Annotated in this window: 21 protein-coding genes and 1 tRNA gene; 15 read left to right on the plus strand and 7 right to left on the minus strand. The window is 65.3% G+C overall.

Features of this window, described 5'->3' with window-relative positions:
* Window positions 1–3: 3 nt before the first annotated feature.
* Window positions 4–447, plus strand: coding sequence for a YeeE/YedE family protein (locus tag RB623_RS11195; protein WP_308056889.1), 444 nt, complete (start codon window positions 4–6; stop codon window positions 445–447).
* 1 nt (window position 448) lies between these two features.
* Window positions 449–1234, plus strand: a complete 786-nt coding sequence (locus RB623_RS11200; RefSeq protein WP_308056890.1) for a sulfite exporter TauE/SafE family protein — start codon at window positions 449–451, stop codon at window positions 1232–1234.
* A 92-nt stretch (window positions 1235–1326) separates the two neighbouring features.
* On the opposite strand, the gene RB623_RS11205 is transcribed toward RB623_RS11200, so the two are convergent.
* Window positions 1327–1416 (minus strand) — tRNA-Ser (locus RB623_RS11205).
* Window positions 1417–1690: 274 nt separating this feature from the next.
* Between RB623_RS11205 and RB623_RS11210 the strand changes: the two genes are divergently transcribed.
* From RB623_RS11210 to RB623_RS11220, 3 genes are all read left to right on the plus strand, one after another.
* Window positions 1691–2011 (plus strand): hypothetical protein, encoded by a 321-nt coding sequence (locus RB623_RS11210; protein WP_308056892.1) that lies wholly within the window; start codon window positions 1691–1693, stop codon window positions 2009–2011.
* Window positions 2012–2046: 35 nt separating this feature from the next.
* Entirely contained in the window at window positions 2047–2715 is a 669-nt protein-coding gene (gene msrA / locus RB623_RS11215) for a peptide-methionine (S)-S-oxide reductase MsrA (protein ID WP_308056893.1), read from the plus strand.
* A 207-nt stretch (window positions 2716–2922) separates the two neighbouring features.
* A complete protein-coding gene (locus tag RB623_RS11220) occupies window positions 2923–3912 on the plus strand; it encodes a BMP family ABC transporter substrate-binding protein (protein ID WP_308056894.1) in 990 nt (329 codons plus the stop codon).
* 57 nt (window positions 3913–3969) lie between these two features.
* Here RB623_RS11220 and RB623_RS11225 read toward each other — a convergent pair whose 3' ends face one another.
* Window positions 3970–4554, minus strand: a complete 585-nt coding sequence (locus RB623_RS11225) for a nuclear transport factor 2 family protein (RefSeq protein WP_308056895.1) — start codon at window positions 4552–4554, stop codon at window positions 3970–3972.
* A 114-nt stretch (window positions 4555–4668) separates the two neighbouring features.
* On the opposite strand from RB623_RS11225, the gene RB623_RS11230 reads away from it, so the two are divergent.
* Window positions 4669–5862 (plus strand): MFS transporter, encoded by a 1194-nt coding sequence (locus tag RB623_RS11230; protein ID WP_308056896.1) that lies wholly within the window; start codon window positions 4669–4671, stop codon window positions 5860–5862.
* Between the two features lie 19 nt (window positions 5863–5881).
* On the plus strand, window positions 5882–6238 hold the full coding sequence (locus tag RB623_RS11235; protein WP_308056897.1) for a VOC family protein: 357 nt from the start codon (window positions 5882–5884) through the stop codon (window positions 6236–6238).
* A 31-nt stretch (window positions 6239–6269) separates the two neighbouring features.
* On the opposite strand, the gene RB623_RS11240 is transcribed toward RB623_RS11235, so the two are convergent.
* Together RB623_RS11240 and RB623_RS11245 are read right to left on the minus strand one after the other, a co-directional pair.
* Entirely contained in the window at window positions 6270–6665 is a 396-nt protein-coding gene (locus RB623_RS11240; RefSeq protein ID WP_308056898.1) for a hypothetical protein, read from the minus strand.
* 82 nt (window positions 6666–6747) lie between these two features.
* Entirely contained in the window at window positions 6748–6957 is a 210-nt protein-coding gene (locus RB623_RS11245; RefSeq protein WP_308056899.1) for a SlyX family protein, read from the minus strand.
* 162 nt (window positions 6958–7119) lie between these two features.
* Between RB623_RS11245 and RB623_RS11250 the strand changes: the two genes are divergently transcribed.
* The 7 genes from RB623_RS11250 to deoA all read left to right on the plus strand — a co-directional run bounded on the left by RB623_RS11250 (window position 7120) and on the right by deoA (window position 13923).
* Entirely contained in the window at window positions 7120–8652 is a 1533-nt protein-coding gene (locus RB623_RS11250) for an ABC transporter ATP-binding protein (protein ID WP_308056900.1), read from the plus strand.
* Entirely contained in the window at window positions 8652–9791 is a 1140-nt protein-coding gene (locus tag RB623_RS11255) for an ABC transporter permease (protein ID WP_308056901.1), read from the plus strand. The genes RB623_RS11250 and RB623_RS11255 overlap by 1 nt, the downstream gene beginning before the upstream one ends.
* Window positions 9791–10909, plus strand: coding sequence for an ABC transporter permease (locus RB623_RS11260; RefSeq protein WP_308056902.1), 1119 nt, complete (start codon window positions 9791–9793; stop codon window positions 10907–10909). Before RB623_RS11255 ends, RB623_RS11260 begins: the two co-directional genes overlap by 1 nt.
* A 23-nt stretch (window positions 10910–10932) precedes the next feature.
* Window positions 10933–11190 carry a hypothetical protein gene (locus RB623_RS11265; RefSeq protein WP_308056903.1) on the plus strand — a complete coding sequence of 86 codons (258 nt, stop codon included), beginning with the start codon at window positions 10933–10935 and terminating at the stop codon, window positions 11188–11190.
* A 54-nt stretch (window positions 11191–11244) separates the two neighbouring features.
* Window positions 11245–11640 (plus strand): cytidine deaminase, encoded by a 396-nt coding sequence (gene cdd / locus RB623_RS11270; protein WP_308056904.1) that lies wholly within the window; start codon window positions 11245–11247, stop codon window positions 11638–11640.
* On the plus strand, window positions 11637–12434 hold the full coding sequence (locus RB623_RS11275; RefSeq protein WP_308056905.1) for a purine-nucleoside phosphorylase: 798 nt from the start codon (window positions 11637–11639) through the stop codon (window positions 12432–12434). The genes cdd and RB623_RS11275 overlap by 4 nt, the downstream gene beginning before the upstream one ends.
* Window positions 12435–12597: 163 nt before the next feature.
* Window positions 12598–13923 carry a thymidine phosphorylase gene (deoA, locus tag RB623_RS11280; protein ID WP_308056906.1) on the plus strand — a complete coding sequence of 442 codons (1326 nt, stop codon included), beginning with the start codon at window positions 12598–12600 and terminating at the stop codon, window positions 13921–13923.
* On the opposite strand, the gene RB623_RS11285 is transcribed toward deoA, so the two are convergent.
* From RB623_RS11285 to RB623_RS11295, 3 genes are all read right to left on the minus strand, one after another.
* Window positions 13917–14477, minus strand: coding sequence for a TIGR02281 family clan AA aspartic protease (locus tag RB623_RS11285; protein WP_308056907.1), 561 nt, complete (start codon window positions 14475–14477; stop codon window positions 13917–13919). The genes deoA and RB623_RS11285 overlap by 7 nt on opposite strands.
* 122 nt (window positions 14478–14599) lie before the next feature.
* Entirely contained in the window at window positions 14600–15226 is a 627-nt protein-coding gene (upp, locus tag RB623_RS11290; protein ID WP_308056908.1) for a uracil phosphoribosyltransferase, read from the minus strand.
* A 285-nt stretch (window positions 15227–15511) separates the two neighbouring features.
* Window positions 15512–16483: an adenosine deaminase gene (locus tag RB623_RS11295; protein ID WP_308056909.1), complete on the minus strand. Its 972-nt coding sequence runs from the start codon at window positions 16481–16483 to the stop codon at window positions 15512–15514.
* A gap of 104 nt (window positions 16484–16587) precedes the next feature.
* On the opposite strand from RB623_RS11295, the gene ubiE reads away from it, so the two are divergent.
* Window positions 16588–17364: a bifunctional demethylmenaquinone methyltransferase/2-methoxy-6-polyprenyl-1,4-benzoquinol methylase UbiE gene (ubiE, locus tag RB623_RS11300; protein ID WP_308056910.1), complete on the plus strand. Its 777-nt coding sequence runs from the start codon at window positions 16588–16590 to the stop codon at window positions 17362–17364.

Raw genomic sequence — 17364 nt, forward strand, 5'->3', positions numbered from 1 at the left:
CGAATGTCCTTCCTCGTCAATCTCGCACTCGGTCTTCTCGTTGGAGCGGGGCTTGTCGTTTCGGGCATGGCTGACCCGGCCAAGGTCCTCAACTTCCTCGATCTCTCCGGCACCTGGGATCCGTCGCTGGCCTTCGTCATGGGCGGAGCGGTCGTCGTCGCCTTCGTCGGCTATCGCCTTGTGCTCCGGCGCGAAAGTCCGATCGTCGGCACCGACTTCCACCTGCCGGCCAAGAGCGACATTGATGCGCGCGTGATCGCGGGCCCGGCCATCTTCGGGATCGGTTGGGGGCTTGGCGGCTTCTGTCCCGGCCCGGCGCTGACGGCGCTCGGCCTCGGCGCGGTCGGTACTCTGGCTTTTGCTCCGGCCATGCTTGTCGGCATGGGAGCGGCCCGCTTCATTGGCGAAACCCTCCCTCACCCCACGGCCTCGCAAGGTTCGCACTGATATGCTCGACGTTGTCCAGTATTTGCTGGGTGGCTTTTCGGGGTCGCTCGTAGGGTTCTCCCTTGGATTGTTCGGCGGTGGCGGATCGATCCTAGCGGTCCCGCTGATGGTGTATCTGGTTGGCATGCCGGTGGCGCATGTGGCGATCGGCACCAGCGCGCTGGCGGTCGCCGCGAATGCGGGTGCAAGCCTGGTGAGCCACGCCCGGCGCGGCAACGTGATCTGGCGTTGCGCTCTGATGTTCAGCGTGGCCGGGATTGTGGGAGCCACCCTGGGCTCTACGGTGGGCAAGGCGCTGGATGGGCAGACGCTGCTGGTTCTATTCGCGCTCGTCATGGTTGTTGTCGGATTCCGAATGCTCAAGGGGCGTGGACAAGAAGGGACTCCAGGCGCCCTCTGCACCAGGGAAAAAGCGCCCAAGGTCCTGGCCGCCGGTGGCGTCACGGGCCTGTTCTCTGGCTTCTTTGGGATCGGCGGTGGGTTCCTCATCGTCCCCGGGCTGATTGCATCAACAGGAATGCCGATCCTCAATGCGATTGGGTCCTCGCTGGTGGCCGTGACCGCTTTTGGTCTCACCACCGCAGCCAGTTATGCCTTCTCTGGCCTCGTGGACTGGCCGCTCGCCGCCGTGTTCATTGCCGGCGGGATAGCGGGCAGCGCCATCGGCTCGATGACGGCCCACCGTCTCAGCGCCCGCAAAGGGGCATTGAACACTGGCTTTGCCATCCTCGTGTTCGCTGTGGCAGCGTACGTGCTCTGGCAGAGTGGGCGAGCCCTGATAGGGTAAATCTCGCGGGCTTGAGGCGCGTCGGGCGGTTAGGTTGGCGGATACCGCGCAAACCAGCGAGGCCCGAGGCAAAGTAGCGAAATTCTGCATACTGGCGGAGAGAGGGGGATTCGAACCCCCGATAGAGTTTCCCCTATACACGCGTTCCAGGCGTGCGCCTTAAACCACTCGGCCACCTCTCCGTGCCGTACCGGCTGAGCCGATCGGATGCCGGGCTCATCTAGTCGATCTCGTGCGCCCTGCCAAGCCGTGTTCTGCTCGATCGCCGCAAAGCGTGGGCGGCCTCTGTCTTGGCCGAGGGACAGCCGGCGGCGATAGCCGGTTAAATCCGGGGAAAGCATCCCTTGCCCGGGGCGATGTCCGGTTCCGAAGTCGCCGTGTCGATTTCCGGCACGACGGATTGAATCTTGCGGAGCCGTGCAATATCTCTCGCCGGCGAGCCAAGTCCGGAACGGAATGATACGCTTTCTTTTCCGCCTGCTTGCGATGGTGGCGCTGACAGTCTCCGTCATCATGGCGGTGCTCGATGCGGCGCGTTCCGTCGCCGTGTCGGCGCTGGTGACGACGCCGCTCGCGGTGAGTTGGGCGTCGGTCTCGCCAGAAACCCTGGCAAGCGCCCAGCAGGCGGTGGCGGAAAACCTGAATCCCCTCGCCTGGGATCTTGTTGCGGCGAATGTGCTTGCCTTGCCTGGCTTCGTCGTCTTCGCGGCGTTAGCCCTGTTGTTCTACGCGATCGGCCGGCGACCCGAGCGGCAAAGCGGCCGGCTGGCGGTTTAATCGTGCCCGGGAACGATCTCCACAAGGGATGAAAGATGTTTTTCCTGAGTGACATGCTGAACAAGAAGCTCAACCTGCCGAAACCCGGCGAGGCGCTTCCGGGACGGAACAAGCCGATTCCAACTGCTATAAGACATTTCGTCTCGAAACGACGGCTAAAGGGGCCGTATCCCGACGGGCTCGAGACCGCGCTGTTCGGCCTCGGCTGCTTCTGGGGCGCCGAGCGCATGTTCTGGCAGATGCCGGGCATCTGGGTGACGGCGGTGGGTTATGCCGGCGGCTTCACCTCCAATCCCACCTACCAGGAGACCTGCACGGGCTTGACGGGACATGCCGAGGTGGTGCTGGTGGTGTTCGATCCAGCCGTCGTGGCCTATGCCGATCTGCTCAAGGCGTTCTGGGAGAATCACGACCCGACCCAGGGCATGCGCCAGGGAAACGATGTCGGCACGGCCTACCGCTCGGCGGTCTACACGTTCGGCGAGGCGCAGCACGCCGCCGCGTGCGCATCGCGCGACGCCTACCAGGCTTCTCTGGGCGAGGCCGGCCGCGGCAAGATCACCACCGAGATCGAGCCGGCGCCGGCCTTCTACTTCGCCGAGGCGGACCACCAGCAGTATCTGGCGAAGAACCCGTACGGCTACTGCAACCTGCGCGGCACCGGCGTTTCCTGCCCGATCCCGCCGGCTGTCAGCGCCGCCTGACGGGGGCGATTTTTATGCTGCCGTCAAAGTCGGCGAATTGAGGAAACGCCTTTTCCAAACGGTCAAGATTCCGCGTGAATTTTGTCTTTCGGCGTGCCACAGTGACGCCGAGCGGGCGACAAAGGTTGCCTGCCGCGCTCCGCTAATCGCTGCCAGGCGACGAGCCGGGAGCGCCTATCAAAGAAAAACCGACAGGGTGTGGATCACATGAAGCGTTTTGTTCTCGGCCTCCTGGCCGCAACCGCATTCACCGTCCCGGCGCTTGCCGAGGACATCAAGCCGGCGATCATCTACGATCTCGGCGGCAAGTTCGACAAATCCTTCAACGAATCGGCCTTCAACGGCGCGGAAAAGTTCAAGGCCGAATCCGGCATCGAATACCGCGACTTTGAAATCCAGAACGACGCCCAGCGCGAGCAGGCGCTGCGCAAGTTCGCCGAGGACGGCAACAACCCGATTGTCATGGCGGGCTTCTCCTGGGCGGCGACGCTGGAGAAGGTTTCGGCCGATTTCCCCGAGACCAAGTTCGCCATCATCGACATGGTGGTCGACAAGCCGAACGTCCGCTCGGTCGTGTACAAGGAGCAGGAGGGCTCCTACGTGGTCGGCGTGCTGGCGGCTATGGCTTCGCAGTCCAAGAAGGTCGGCTTCGTCGGCGGCATGGACATTCCGCTCATCCGCCGCTTCGGCTGCGGTTATGTTGGCGGCGCCAAGGCTGCCGGCGCGACGGACGTTATCCAGAACATGACCGGCGACACGCCGGCGGCCTGGAACGATCCCACCAAGGGCGGCGAGATCGCCAAGTCGCAGATCGACCAGGGCGCGGACGTCGTCTACGCGGCGGCGGGCGGCACCGGCGTCGGCGTGCTGCAGGCGGCGGCGGACGCCGGTAAACTCGGCATCGGCGTCGATTCTAATCAGAACGGCCTGCAGCCCGGCAAGATCCTGACCTCGATGGTCAAGCGCGTCGACGTCGCCGTCTACAACGCCTTCACCGACGCCAAGAATGGCAAGTTCACGCCCGGCATCAACGACCTCGGCCTCAAGGAAGGCGGCGTCGACTATGCGATGGACGACAACAACAAGGCGCTCGTGACGCCGGAGATGGCCGCCGCCGCCGAGAAGGCCAAGGCCGACATCATTGCCGGCACCATCAAGGTGCACGACTACATGTCGGACAATTCCTGCCCGTATTGATTTGCAGGTAACGCGACAGGAGCCGCCGACACCAGTTCGGCGGCTCTTATCGTCCAATCAGCTCGGTTGTTCCTGCTTCTTCGCAGGCAATGGGATCGCCACCGCTGCCGCCGCCGCAGTGTCGAACACCTCTGTCGTCTTCAGCGCTTTGCCGGCGCTGTTGAAACGCCAGAGATTGGCGAGTTGGCACTCGACGTCTCTCCCAGTCGCAATGTTCGTATACTGGCATCTGCCGAACATTGCGATGTTGTCGCCTTCGCAAACATAGATTTCCGGCGTGAAGTGAACCATTGTCCACTCCTTGAGAATTGCGCTCAAATAATCGAGGCATTCCTGCTTGGAGTTGCGGTCCGCGGCAAAAGACAGCCCTGGGGCATCTTCATGTATGCTGGCAATGCGGCACTGATCGTCCATCAGATCCGCCCATTCTTTCAAGCTGTCGCCCTTCCGATCATTCCATGCCTGGTAAGCAGCTTTCAGGCGAGCAAGGTTTGGATTTTCTGTCATCTGCTTGCCTCCAAAACATATCGATGCAGGGCAATACTGACGCAACGTAAGATGAACTGCAATGCGCGATGTGCTGACGGACTTGCGATCGAGCTTTGCACGGCGGATCAGCCGCTTTTTTATCGATGGCAGCATTCGGTGGCGTCATCCGGAAACATTCATGCCGCAGAAGTGCGGTCGTAGGTCACTGCGCGTCCAAAGGGGGCGTGGCTACCGGGTTGGCAATGTGGCCGATGAGGTACGAAAAACATGCGCCTAACGACGATCGTCGTGCTGCTGCTTGCCGGTATCCTGGCCGGCACGCAACTCGGAAAAATCGCGCCGCTGATCGGCTGGTACCAGGGCGAGGTCGGCTTCTCGCTGGTGATGGCGGGGTGGCTGACTGCAGCCATCGGTCTGTTCGTGGCGCTTGTTGCGCTGCCGGCCGGCTGGGTAATCGCCAAAGTTGGTGCACGGCCGGCCTTCGTTTTGGCATCCATCCTCCAGGTCGGCGGCGGCGCGGCACTCGCGCTGTTCGAGGTGCCGGCAGCCATCCTGGCGGCGCGGCTGGTGGAGGCGCTGGGATATCTTTTGCTGGTCATCGCCATTCCCGCGCTCTTGAACAGCGTGCCGCCGCCGCGCTGGCGGGCAGCCGCGCTCGCCGTGTGGGGCGGCTTCGTGCCGCTCGGCTACGCCGTAGGCGATTTTCTGGCGCGCGCGCTTGCCGCGCCGGATAATCCGCGCCTCTATCTCGGCGTGGCGATCGGCCTCTTCGCCGTGCTTGCCCTTCCGGCTGCGCTGTTGCTGGCAAAAGTCGAGGACAGCGGGAACGATTCTGCCGGTGGCGAAGAGGGCAGCTTTGCCGCGACCTTGACCTTGCCGGTGATGTTGGTGGCCCTCGCCTTCGGCGTCTATGTCGTGGCGTCAATCGGCTTCTTTACTTTCCTGCCGGCCTTCATTGCGACGCCGGCGTCGGTTTTCCTGGTCTCGGCCGGTGCGATCTCGCTCAGCGTACCGATCGGCAACCTGCTTGCCGGCCTGCTGGTGCGACGGGGTGCGCGCGTGGCGCTGTTTCTTGCTGCGTCCGGCTTCGCGGTCACCGCCGCGGCAGCCTGGCCGGCCTTCACCGGTGCCGAAGGCATGCCGGCGACGGCGGCAGTGGTCGTCTTCGCGGTGGCGGGCGGCCTTACCGCCTCGGCGCTGTTCGCGGCCATTCCGGCGATCGTGCCGCCAAGAGGGTCGGCGGCGGTGGCGATCGGTCTGGTCTGCCAGGCCGGCGGCATCGGCACGGTGCTCGGCCCGCCGCTTGCCGCCGCCGTCATCGATGCGCACGGCTGGACGGGTTGGACCTGGTTCCTGGTGGCCGTGTCGGCAGCCGGGGTCGTGTGTCTGCTGCCGTTGCTGATCGGCCGTTCCGTGCGGCCGGAGGTTGGGTTGAGCGGGAATATCGTGCGCAACCGATGAAGCATCTGGGACGGACAAAATGGCGAAAGTTACCGGCATAGGTGGGTTCTTCTTCCGCGCCCGTGACCCGAAAGCGCTGGCCGCGTGGTATGAAACCCATCTCGGCATTGATGACATTGCAGAATCCGTGTGGACGCAGCAGGCAGGCCTCACGGTGTTTTCGCCGTTCGCCGAGGACACCGACTATTTCGGCCGCGAAAAACAGTGGCTTATCAATTTTCGTGTCGATGATCTCGATGCCATGATGATCGATCTGAACGCCGCCGGCATCGCGGTCGAAACGCGGGCGGAATGGGATTCGGAAGTCGGCCGCTTCTGCCGCATCCACGATCCGGAGGGCAATCCGATCGAATTGTGGGAACCGGCGAAGGCTTGAGCAGCCTGCGCCGCGTGACAGGCAGCCGCCACTACCGGCTGATGCCGGCGGTGTAGCCGAGCGCGAAGGCGGCGACCAGGCCGGCAAGGACGAGGCCGATCTGCAGCGCGTCGCGCTTGCCCATGCGGTCGAGCACGGTGGGCAAGGGTGGAACCGGTGGCTTCGCGGCCTTGGGGGGTGCGAACGGCGCCGGCTCGCCGTGGCGGGGCTGCATCTGCGGCAGCGCGGTCAACTGCGCGGACACGGCGTCCCATGCACCCGGATCGGCCTGGATTTTCGACAGCCGCACCTGTTCGGCGAGTTCCATCACGGCGTTGCGGAACGAGGCATCGCGTTCGAGGTCGCGCTCGGCGCGCTCGCGCTCCTCGTCGTCCATGCGCCCGAACACATAGTTACCTGCGCGGGCCTGCCGGTCGGCGTCGCTCATGAAACATGTCCCCGACCGGGATAATGCCGCGATCCGGCTCTGCTGTACAGGCCGGCGTCGGGCGATATGGTTGACCGGAAGCCTACCAGTGCGGCGGCTTGGTCACCGGAATGTCGGGACGAGACTGCTCCTCCAGTGTCAGGAACCGCTCGGTCAGCGCATCGAGCTTCTTCTGCATGCGGTCGATCACCTTCCACTGCTCGGCGATCTGCTCCGACAGTTCCTCGATGACCTTGTCCTGTTCCGTCGAGCGGATTTCCAGCGTCGTCAGGCGGTCGGCCGGCATGACCATGCAAAAACTCCTATGGGTTGCCCGGAGGAGGCGGGCCCTTCGCATCCGCGATCGAAATTGACAAGCAGCCGTGGATTTGTCGAGAGTGGGGCGATTGGCAGGGGACAATCCGCGTGCTAGCGGTTTTGACCAAACGATAAAAACAAGAGGCGGGACAGGCGGATGGCTGAAGCGGCAATCCAGCTCATCGGCATCAACAAAAGCTTCGGTGCCGTGCGCGCCAATCGCGACATCAACCTCGAGGTGGAGCGCGGCACCATCCACGGCATTATCGGCGAGAACGGTGCCGGCAAATCGACGCTGATGTCGATCCTCTACGGTTTTTATCAGGCGGATAGCGGCGAGGTGCATGTCGGCGGCAAAGCGACATCGATCCACACGCCCAACGACGCCATCGCCGCCGGCATCGGCATGGTGCACCAGCACTTCATGCTGGTCGAAAATTTCACCGTCATCGAAAATGTCATCCTCGGCGCCGAGGGCGAGCCGCTGCTCAATGCCTCGATCTCCAAGGCGCGTTCGGAACTGCAACGGTTGGAGCGCGAATACGGGCTGGAGGTTGATCCTGACGCCATCATCGAGGAGCTTCCGGTCGGGCTGCAGCAGCGCGTCGAGATTTTGAAGGCGCTGTTCCGCGGCTGCGACATCCTCATCCTCGACGAGCCGACCGGCGTGCTGACGCCGGCCGAGGCCGATCACCTCTTCCGCATCCTGAAAATGCTGAAGGACGAAGGCAAGACGGTGGTGCTGATCACGCACAAGCTGCGCGAGATCATGGCGATCACCGACACGGTCTCGGTCATGCGGCAGGGCACGATGGTTGCGACCCGCAAGACGTCGGAGACCACCGTCGAGGAACTGGCCGAGCTGATGGTCGGCCGCCGCGTGCTGCTGCGCGTCGAGAAGGGCGAGGCGAAACCGGCAGGCGTGAAGCTTTCGGTGAAGGACCTCACCGTCAAGGATTCGCGCGGCGTGGTCATGGTCGATGGTGTTTCGCTGGAAGTGCGCGCCGGCGAGATCGTCGGCATCGCAGGTGTGGCCGGCAACGGCCAGTCGGAGCTGATCGAGGCGATCTCCGGCATCCGCAAGGCGGAGGCGGGCACGGTGCTGCTCGACGGCAAGCCGATCGACGTCACCGGCCATGCCGACCCCGGCGAATTGCGCGACCGCGGCCTGGCGCATGTGCCGGAGGACCGTCACCATGTCGGCCTGGTGCTTGCCTTCGAGGAAGCGGAAAACTCCGTCCTCGGCTATCACGACAAGCCGCAATATCTGCGCGGGCCGTTCTTGAACATCGAGGCGATCCATGCCGACGCCCGCGAAAAAATCGAGAAATACGACATACGTCCCGCCAACGACCGGCTGAAGACGGCGAATTTTTCCGGAGGCAACCAGCAAAAGATCGTGCTGGCGCGCGAGATCGAGCAGGACCCCGGCGTGCTGATCGTCGGCCAGCCGACGCGCGGCGTCGACGTCGGCGCGATCGAGTTCATCCACAAGCGGCTGATCGCCATGCGCGATGCCGGCAAGGCGGTGCTGCTGGTCTCGGTCGAGCTGGACGAGATACGCTCTCTGTCGGACCGCATCCTGGTGATGTTCGCGGGCCGCGTCGTCGGCGAGCGCGGCCCGGAGGCGAGCGAAGGCGAACTCGGACTGCTGATGGCCGGCGTCGAGCGGCAGGAGGCGGCGGAGTAATGAGCACCCCCTTCGCAAAGCTGCCGCGCTGGGCCGACTACGGCCTGATCCCGCTGATCAACCTTCTGGTCGCCTTCATCGTCGCCGGCATCGTCGTGCTGCTGGTCGGCGAGAATCCGCTGAAGGCGGCGGCCGTGCTGGTCGAGGGTGCGTTCGGGTCGGGGCAGAACCTCGCCTACACGCTCTACTACGCCACCACCTTCATCTTCACCGGCCTCGCGGTAGCGGTCGCCTTCCATGCCGGCCTGTTCAACATCGGCGGCGAGGGCCAGGCCTATATCGCCGGCATCGGCGTCGCAGCCGTTTGCCTGACCTTCGACGGCATCCTTCCATGGTGGCTGACCTTCCCGCTGGCGATCGTCGCCTCGGCGGTCGTCGGCGCGGCCTGGGCCTTCATCCCCGCCTATCTGCAGGCCAGGCGTGGCTCACACATCGTCATCACCACGATCATGTTCAACTACATCGCTGCCAGCGTCATGGTCTATCTGCTGGTCAACGTCATCAAGCCGGCGGGTTCGATGGCGCCGCAGACGCGCGATTTCCTCGAAGGCGCGCAATTGCCGAAGCTCGGCTGGCTGTTCGAGGTTTTCGGACTTTCAGTCCGTTCGGCGCCCCTGAACGTCTCCTTCCTGCTGGCGCTGTTCATGGCCTGGGTGGTCTGGCTGCTGATCTGGCGCACCAAACTCGGCTTCGAGATGCGCACCTTCGGCTTCAGCCCCAAGGCGGCGCGGTATGCCGGCATCGGCGAGGCGCGCGTCACCATCGTCGCCATGCTGATATCCGGCGGCCTGGCGGGCATGATGGCGCTGAATCCGATCATGGGCGACCAGCACCGCATGCAGCTTGACTTTGTCTCAGGCGCCGGCTTCGTCGGCATCGCCGTGGCGCTGATGGGCCGCTCGCATCCGGCCGGCATCATCGCCGCCGCGGTGTTGTTCGGAGCCCTGTATCAGGGTGGTGCGGAACTCGCCTTCGAGATGCCCAACGTGTCGCGCGACATGATCGTCATCATGATGGGCCTCGTCATCCTCTTCGCTGGCGCGCTGGAGCACATGTTCCGTCCAACGGTGCAGACGATCTTCGCCTCCCTCAGCCCGCGCAGCATGGGTGTTCCCGCGCCGAAGGGGGAGGGCGCCTGATGTTCGACACGATCATCCAGCTCTGCGACGCCACGCTGCGTGTCTCCGCTCCGCTGCTGCTCGCCTGTCTCGCCGGGCTTTATTCGGAACGGGCCGGCATCTTCGACATCGGTCTCGAAGGCAAGATGCTGGCCGGCGCGTTCGCCGGCGCCTCGGCCGCCGCCGTTTCGGGTTCGGCCTGGGTCGGCCTGCTTGTCGCAATCCTTGCCGCTGTCGCGCTGGCCCTGGTGCACGGCTTCGCCTCGATCACCCATCGCGGCAACCAGATCGTATCCGGCGTCGCCATAAACTTCATCGTGGCCGGCACCACCATCATCCTCGGCCAGGCCTGGTTCCAGCAGGGCGGCCGCACGCCGTCGCTTGCCGGCGCCGCCCGGTTCGAGGGGATCACCTTGCCGGGTGCGGAGGCGGTGCGCGGCGTGCCGATCCTCGGCCCGATCTATTCGGAGCTGCTCTCCGGCCATTCGATCCTGGTCTATGTGGCGTTCCTGATGGTGCCGCTGACCTGGTGGGTGCTGTTCCGTACCCGCTTCGGCCTGCGCCTGCGCGCCGTCGGCGAAAACCCGGCCGCGGTCGACACGGCGGGCATCTCGGTGACCTGGCTGCGTTACCGCGCCGTCATCATCACCGGCGTGCTGACCGGCATGGCCGGCGCCTACCTTTCGGTCGCGCAGAACGCCGGCTTCGTGAAGGACATGACCGCCGGCAAGGGTTACATCGCGCTCGCCGCGCTGATCTTCGCCAAGTGGAAGCCGGTGCCGGCCATGTTCGCCTGCTTGCTGTTCGGGTTCCTCGATGCGGCGTCGATCCGTATCCAGGGCAGTCCGGTCGGCATCGTCACCTGGCTGCCGCCGCTTGTCCTTCTGGTCACCGCGCTGGTGCTGCTCGGCTACGCCAAGCTGAAAATGCTGCCGGTGATCCTGGGCTCGCTTGCCGCCGGCGTGGTCGCTTATCTGCTGGCGGTCGTCCTCCAGCCCTACGGCCCGCCGCCGGTGAGGGTGCCGGTACAACTGATCAACGCGCTGCCCTTCATCCTCACCGTCATCCTGCTCGCCGGGTTCATCGGCAAGGCGATCCCGCCGCGTGCCGGCGGCGTGCCCTACGTCAAGGAGCGGTGATTTTTGCGCATTCGAGGAGAAAGATGATGAGACGTTTCCTGCTGGCCGCCACGGCCGCGCTCGTTCCGGGGCTGGCGCTCGCCGAGGCCAATGTCGGCATCAGCGGCGACCTCGAGAAGGACTACATGAAGTTCTACTGCGTCTACGAGAGCAATCTCTACTCGATCGGCGCGGACATGTGCTCGGCCGACGGCCATGTGCAGGTGTGCGCGATCGACGAAAAGCAGTCGCCGCGGCCGGTGTGGAAGACCGACGGCCAGATGTGCAGCGCGTCCGAGTAGCGCCGCCTCGCGGCGCCTTTTGCCGCGAAACGACCTGGAAAACGGATTGGATTTTTGACCGTGCACGATCTTTTCCTGTCCGCCCGTGAGGCGATGTCCAAGGCCTATGCGCCCTATTCGAAGTTTCCCGTCGGCGCGGCCATCCGCACGACCGACGGGCGCGTCTTTTCCGGATGCAACATCGAGGTCGCCTCCTACCCGGAAGGCTGGTGCGCCGAGACCACGGCGCTCGGCCATTACATCATGGGCGGCGGCGGCGAGATCGCCGAGATCGCCGTGGTTGCGGAGCGCATGGCGCGCATCACGCCTTGCGGCGGCTGCCGCCAGCGGCTGGCGGAGTTCGCCGGAGCCGACGCGAAACTCTATCTCTGTGACGATGCGGGCGTCGTTGAGACGGTCACCATCGGCCAGATGCTGCCTTATGGCTTTGAAGGAAAGATCCTGAAATGAGCGATGCCGTCGCCACGCTGGTCGAGCGGCTGGGCGGCCGCATGCCGAAGGTCGCTGTAGTGCTCGGCTCCGGCCTGGGCGGTCTTGTCGACGAGGTCGAGGGGGCGATCCGCATCCCCTATGCCGACCTGCCCGGCTTTCCCAGAAGCGGCGTCACCGGCCATGCGGGAACTCTGGTCAGCGGCCGCTTCGGCGGGGCGGAGGTGCTGCTATTTGCCGGCCGCTCGCATTATTACGAGCACGGCAACGCGGCTGCCATGCGCCCGGCGCTGGAAGCGCTCGCCGCGATCGGCGTCACCACGTTGATCCTCACCAACGCTGCCGGCTCGCTCGATCCGGACATGCCGCCCGGCTCGGTGATGCTTATCGAGGACCACATCAATTTCGCCGGCGCCAATCCACTGATCGGCGAGCCGACCGACGCGCGCTTTGTCGGGCTGACCGAGGCCTACGACCGCGACCTGCGCGATGCGATCGTCAAGGCCGCCGCCGCGACCGCCACGCCGCTCTCCAAGGGCGTCTACATGTGGTTTTCGGGTCCGTCCTTCGAGACGCCGGCCGAGATCCGCATGGCGCGCATCATGGGCGCCACCGCCGTCGGCATGTCGACCGTGCCGGAAGTCATCCTCGCGCGCTTCCTCGGCCTGCGCGTCGCCGCCTGCTCGGTCATCACCAACCTCGCCGCCGGCATGACCGGCGCGGAACTGTCGCACCAGGAGACCAAGGACATGGCGCCGCTCGGCGGGCGGCGGCTGGCGGCGGTGTTGAAGACGATGTTCGAGGAGGGGATATGAGCGGCGCGGTTTTCCCCTCCCCCTTGAGGGGAGGGTCCGGCCGCAGGCCGGGGGTGGGGTGGCTGCGGCCAAACGCCAACGTCGCTTTGCGTCGCGCGCTGCCGCGCGGACCCCACCCGGCCGCTTCGCGGCCACCCTCCCCTCAAGGGGGAGGGAAAGGCTGATGCTCCCCCAGGAAATCATCCGGCAGAAACGCGACGGCAAAACACTCTCGCCCGAAGACATCGCGGCCTTCATCGCAGGCCTCACCTCCGGCGCCGTCTCCGAGGGCCAGGCGGCCGCTTTCGCCATGGCCACATTCTTCAACGGCATGCGCCGCGACGAGGCGGTGGCGCTGACGCTCGCCATGCGCGATTCCGGCGAGGTGCTCGACTGGTCGGACCTGCCTGGCCCCACCACCGACAAGCATTCCACCGGCGGCATAGGCGACAATGTCTCGCTGATGCTGGCACCGATCGTGGCGGCCTGCGGCGCCTATGTGCCGATGATCTCCGGCCGCGGCCTCGGCCACACCGGCGGCACGCTGGACAAGATGGACGCCATCCCCGGCTATGTCAGCCAGCCCGACACCAACCTGTTCCGCAAGGTGGTGCGCTCCGCCGGCTGCGCCATCATCGGCCAGACCGCCGCGCTGGCACCGGCCGACAAGCGCCTCTACGCCATCCGAGACGTCACCGCGACAGTTGAATCGATCCCGTTGATCACCGCCTCGATCCTCTCCAAGAAACTGGCTGCCGGGCTGCAGTCGCTGGTGCTCGACGTCAAGGTCGGCAACGGCGCCTTCATGGAAAAATCGCGCGATGCGGCCGCGCTCGCCAAGAGCCTGGTCGAGGTGGCCAATGGCGCGGGGCTAAAAACCTCGGCACTGATCACGGGCATGAACGAGCCGCTGGCGCTGGCCGCCGGCAATGCAGTCGAGGTGGCCAACGCCGTCGATTTCCTTACGGGGCGCCGCCGCGACCCGCGTCTGGAAAAAGTGACTCTGTCGCTCTGCGCCGAAATGCTGCTTTCGACCGGCCCGGCCTCGTCCCACACGGACGGCCTCGGCCAGGCGCGCGAAGCGCTGAACAGTGGCCGCGCGGCGGAACGCTTCGCCCGCATGGTGCACGACCTCGGCGGCCCGGCGGATTTTGTCGAGCGATCCACTGTGTATCTGCCTGCCGCTCCGGTCGAGCGGCCGGTGCCGGCGCCGCGCGGCGGCTATGTCACTCACATCGCCACGCGCGAGATCGGGCTGGCGGTGGTCGGGCTCGGCGGCGGGCGCACGCGCCCAGGCGATGACATCGACCACGCCGTCGGCTTCACCCGGCTGATGCCCGTGGGCGCCGAGGTTCATGCCGGCGACGCGCTGGCCCTCGTCCATGCCCGCACACAGTCGGATGCCGAAGCGGCCGTCGCCGCGCTCGCCGCCGCCTACGGCATCGGCGAGACGAGGCCGGCATCGAAGGACCCGGTGGTCCGGCGGATTGCCGCGTCGGACGCCTACTGAACCAGCAGCAGCGTGCCGCTGTCGACCTGAAAGCCCTTCAGCCGGGTGAGGAAGGTCATGCCGACCAGGGTGGAATTGAGCGCCTGGTCTTCCAGCACCAGCGCCTCGACGTCGTTGACCGTGATGCGGCCGATCTCGACGCGGTCGACGGTGACCACAGTGGCGCGCGCCTTGCCGTTGGCGGTGTTCACGACGTGTTTCATGTCGGAGGCTCGCACCTGAAGCCCGAGCCGGCGGGCCGTGGACAGGTTGAAGGCCACGGCGGTCGCGCCGGTATCGATCATCGCCTCGATCCTGCGGCCGTTGATCTTGAAGTCGCTGACATAGTGGCCGCGCTCGTCTGCGGCGATCTCGACCTTGCGGCCGGCCGGCGAAAGGCTTGCGGCCGCTCGTATCGGCTGCTGCGACAGGGTCCCCGCATCGAGGGCGCGGGCCTCGCCCGTCTCCTGCGCCCTGATCAGGGCATGCAGAAGGCCGGGGTTGCTCTGGTAGAGCATGGGCAGCGAGACGGAGGTTCCGATCCCGATGCCGAGGAGGATGGCTTTGCGCAGCATGCTGGAGCCCGTTTGGCGCCACCTTGGCGCAACATGGAATCCAGGGCCTTAACGTCGGCGCGTCGGCAACTCCGATCCGATTCTGGCGTAAATGCTCAGTTAAAGCCGTCGCGCGAATGCGATCATTTCGTGCCGTAGAGACGGTCGCCGGCATCGCCCAGGCCGGGCACGATGTAGCCTTTCTCGTTCAATTGCCGGTCGATGGAGGCAGTGAACACCGGAACGTCCGGATGCGCGGTGGTGAAGCGCTCGACGCCTTCCGGCGCTGCCAGCAGGCAGAGATAGCGCAGATTGGTTGCGCCGCGCCCCTTGAGCTTGTCGATGGCGGCAATGGCCGAATTGGCGGTGGCGAGCATCGGGTCGACCACGATGACCAGGCGGTCGGCGAGGTCGCTCGGTGCCTTGAAGAAATACTCGACCGCCTCCAGCGTCTCGTGGTCGCGGTAGAGGCCGATATGGGCGACGCGGGCGGCAGGCACCAGGTCCAGAAGCCCCTCCAGCAGGCCGTTGCCGGCGCGCAGCACCGATGCGAACACCAGCTTCTTGCCTTCCAGGATCGGCGCATCCATCGTCTCCATCGGCGTCTCGATGGTCATGGTCGTCAGTTCGAGGTCGCGTGTCACCTCGTAGCCGAGCAGCAGCGAGATCTCGCGCAGCAGCCGGCGGAAACTCGCGGTCGAGGTCTCCTTCTTGCGCATGATGGTCAGCTTGTGCTGCACGAGGGGGTGATCGACGACGGTGACGGCCATGGCTTGTTCTTCCGCGGTTTTTATCTTGGCCGGGATACTAGCGGGGCTTGGCCGGCGAAGAAATGCTGCGCCGCCTGCGAGAGGTACTTTTCCCCGATGTTGCGGCGCTCTTTCCCTCCCCCTTGAGGGGAGGGTGGCCGCGAAGCGGCCGGGTGGGGTCGGTGCGGCCAAACTCCAACGCACAGCGGCGCTGGCGTTTGGCCGCGCCGACCCCACCCCGGCTCACTCCACTCCACTTCGTTCCGTTGGCTCGCCGACCCTCCTCTCAAGGGGGAGGGTTAGTCCTCACCGCTTCTTCTCCAGCCTTGCCAGCAGCGCGGCCCTGGTCTTGCGGTCGACGAAGGCGGCCTCGATGGCCGTGCGCGTTACCGCCGCCAGCGCCTTTTCGCTCATGCCGAAATGTTCTGCTGCGATGTCGTATTCCTTGCGGAGCGTCGTCCAGAAATAGGGTGGATCGTCGGAATTCAGCGTCACCTTGCAGCCGGCGGCCAGCAGCGCCGGGAACGGATGGCTGGCAAAATTCTGGAAGACCTTGAGCGCGATGTTGGAACCCGGGCAGCATTCCATCACGATGCCCTCGGCGGCGATGCGTCGCACCAGGTCGGGATTCTCGATCGCGCGCACCCCGTGGCCGATGCGGCTCGGGCGGATGTGGTCGAGCGCGCCGGCCACACTTTCCCAGCCGCCGAACTCGCCGGCATGGACGGTGATGCCCAGCCCCGCCTCGCGGGCGATCTCGAAAGCGCGCACGAAATCCTCGATGTCGCCCATGCGCTCGTCGCCGCCCATGCCGAAGCCGGTCACGAGCGGGTGGCCGCATTTGGCGGCGAAGCGGGCGGCCGCCTCCACCGCCTCGACGCCGAAATGCCGCACCCCGGTGACGATCATTCGGCCTTCGATGCCCGTCTTGTCGCGGGCCCGCACGATGCCTTCGCCGAGCGCATCGGTGTAGGCTTCGGGCGACAGGCCGGCCCGGCGGGCGTGATCGGGCGAGGTGAAGACTTCCGAATAGATGGCGCCGTCGCGGGCCAGGCTTGTGAGATAGTGCTCCGTCAGCCGCGCATAGTCCTCCTCCGTGCGGAAAAGGTCGGCGGCGAAATCGTAGGCTTGCAGGAACGTGGTGAAATCGTGCCAGACGAAGGAGCCGTCGCGGATGAAGGGCGACGGGTCCGCCCCATATTTGCGCGCCTGCCGGATCACCAGTTCCGGGTCGGCGGCGCCCTCGACATGGCAGTGGATTTCGGCAGTCAGCGGCATGTAAGGGTCCTTCGCATGATTCGGCTGCATGTCCCCGCAAGGCTGGACAATAGCGCCCCCGCGGTGCATCGGGTATCTTGATCGCCGGAGAACGGGTCACGTTTATGACAGAACAGCGCACAACCGCCGCGGGCGGCATGCAGACCTCATACGGTTTCCGCCAGGTGGCGGATGACGAGAAGCAGCCGCTGGTCGATTCTGTCTTCCATCGGGTCGCGAACCGCTATGACCTGATGAACGACTTGATGTCGGCGGGCCTGCACCGGCTGTGGAAGGATGCCATGGTTGCCTGGCTCAATCCGCCGCGCCGCGCCGGCTGGAAGGTGCTGGATGTGGCCGGCGGCACCGGTGATATCGCCTTCCGCATCGTCGATGCCTCCGGCGGCAACGCCAGTGCAACCGTGCTCGACATCAACGGCTCGATGCTGGCGGTTGGCCGCGAGCGTGCGGCCAGGCGCCGCCTCGAGGCCAACGTCGATTTCGTCGAGGCGAATGCGGAAGAACTGCCTTTTCCCGACGAGACGTTCGACGCCTACACGATCGCCTTCGGCATCCGCAACGTGCCGCACATCGATGTGGCGCTGGCCGAGGCGTTCCGGGTGCTGAAGCCCGGCGGGCGGTTTCTGTGCCTCGAATTTTCCGAAGTCGACATGCCGCTGCTCGACAAGGTCTATGAGCAGTGGTCGTTCAAGGCGATTCCGCCGATCGGAAAGATGGTGACCGGCGATGCCGAACCCTATGCATATCTGGTCGAGTCGATCCGCAAGTTTCCCAACCAGGCGAATTTCGCCGAGATGATCCGCCGCGCCGGTTTCGAGCGCGTCACCTTCCGCAACTATTCCGGCGGCATAGCGGCCCTGCATTCGGGCTGGAAGCTTTGA

It is taken from the genome of Mesorhizobium sp. LHD-90, assembly GCF_030929505.1.
Lineage (GTDB): Bacteria > Pseudomonadota > Alphaproteobacteria > Rhizobiales > Rhizobiaceae > Kumtagia.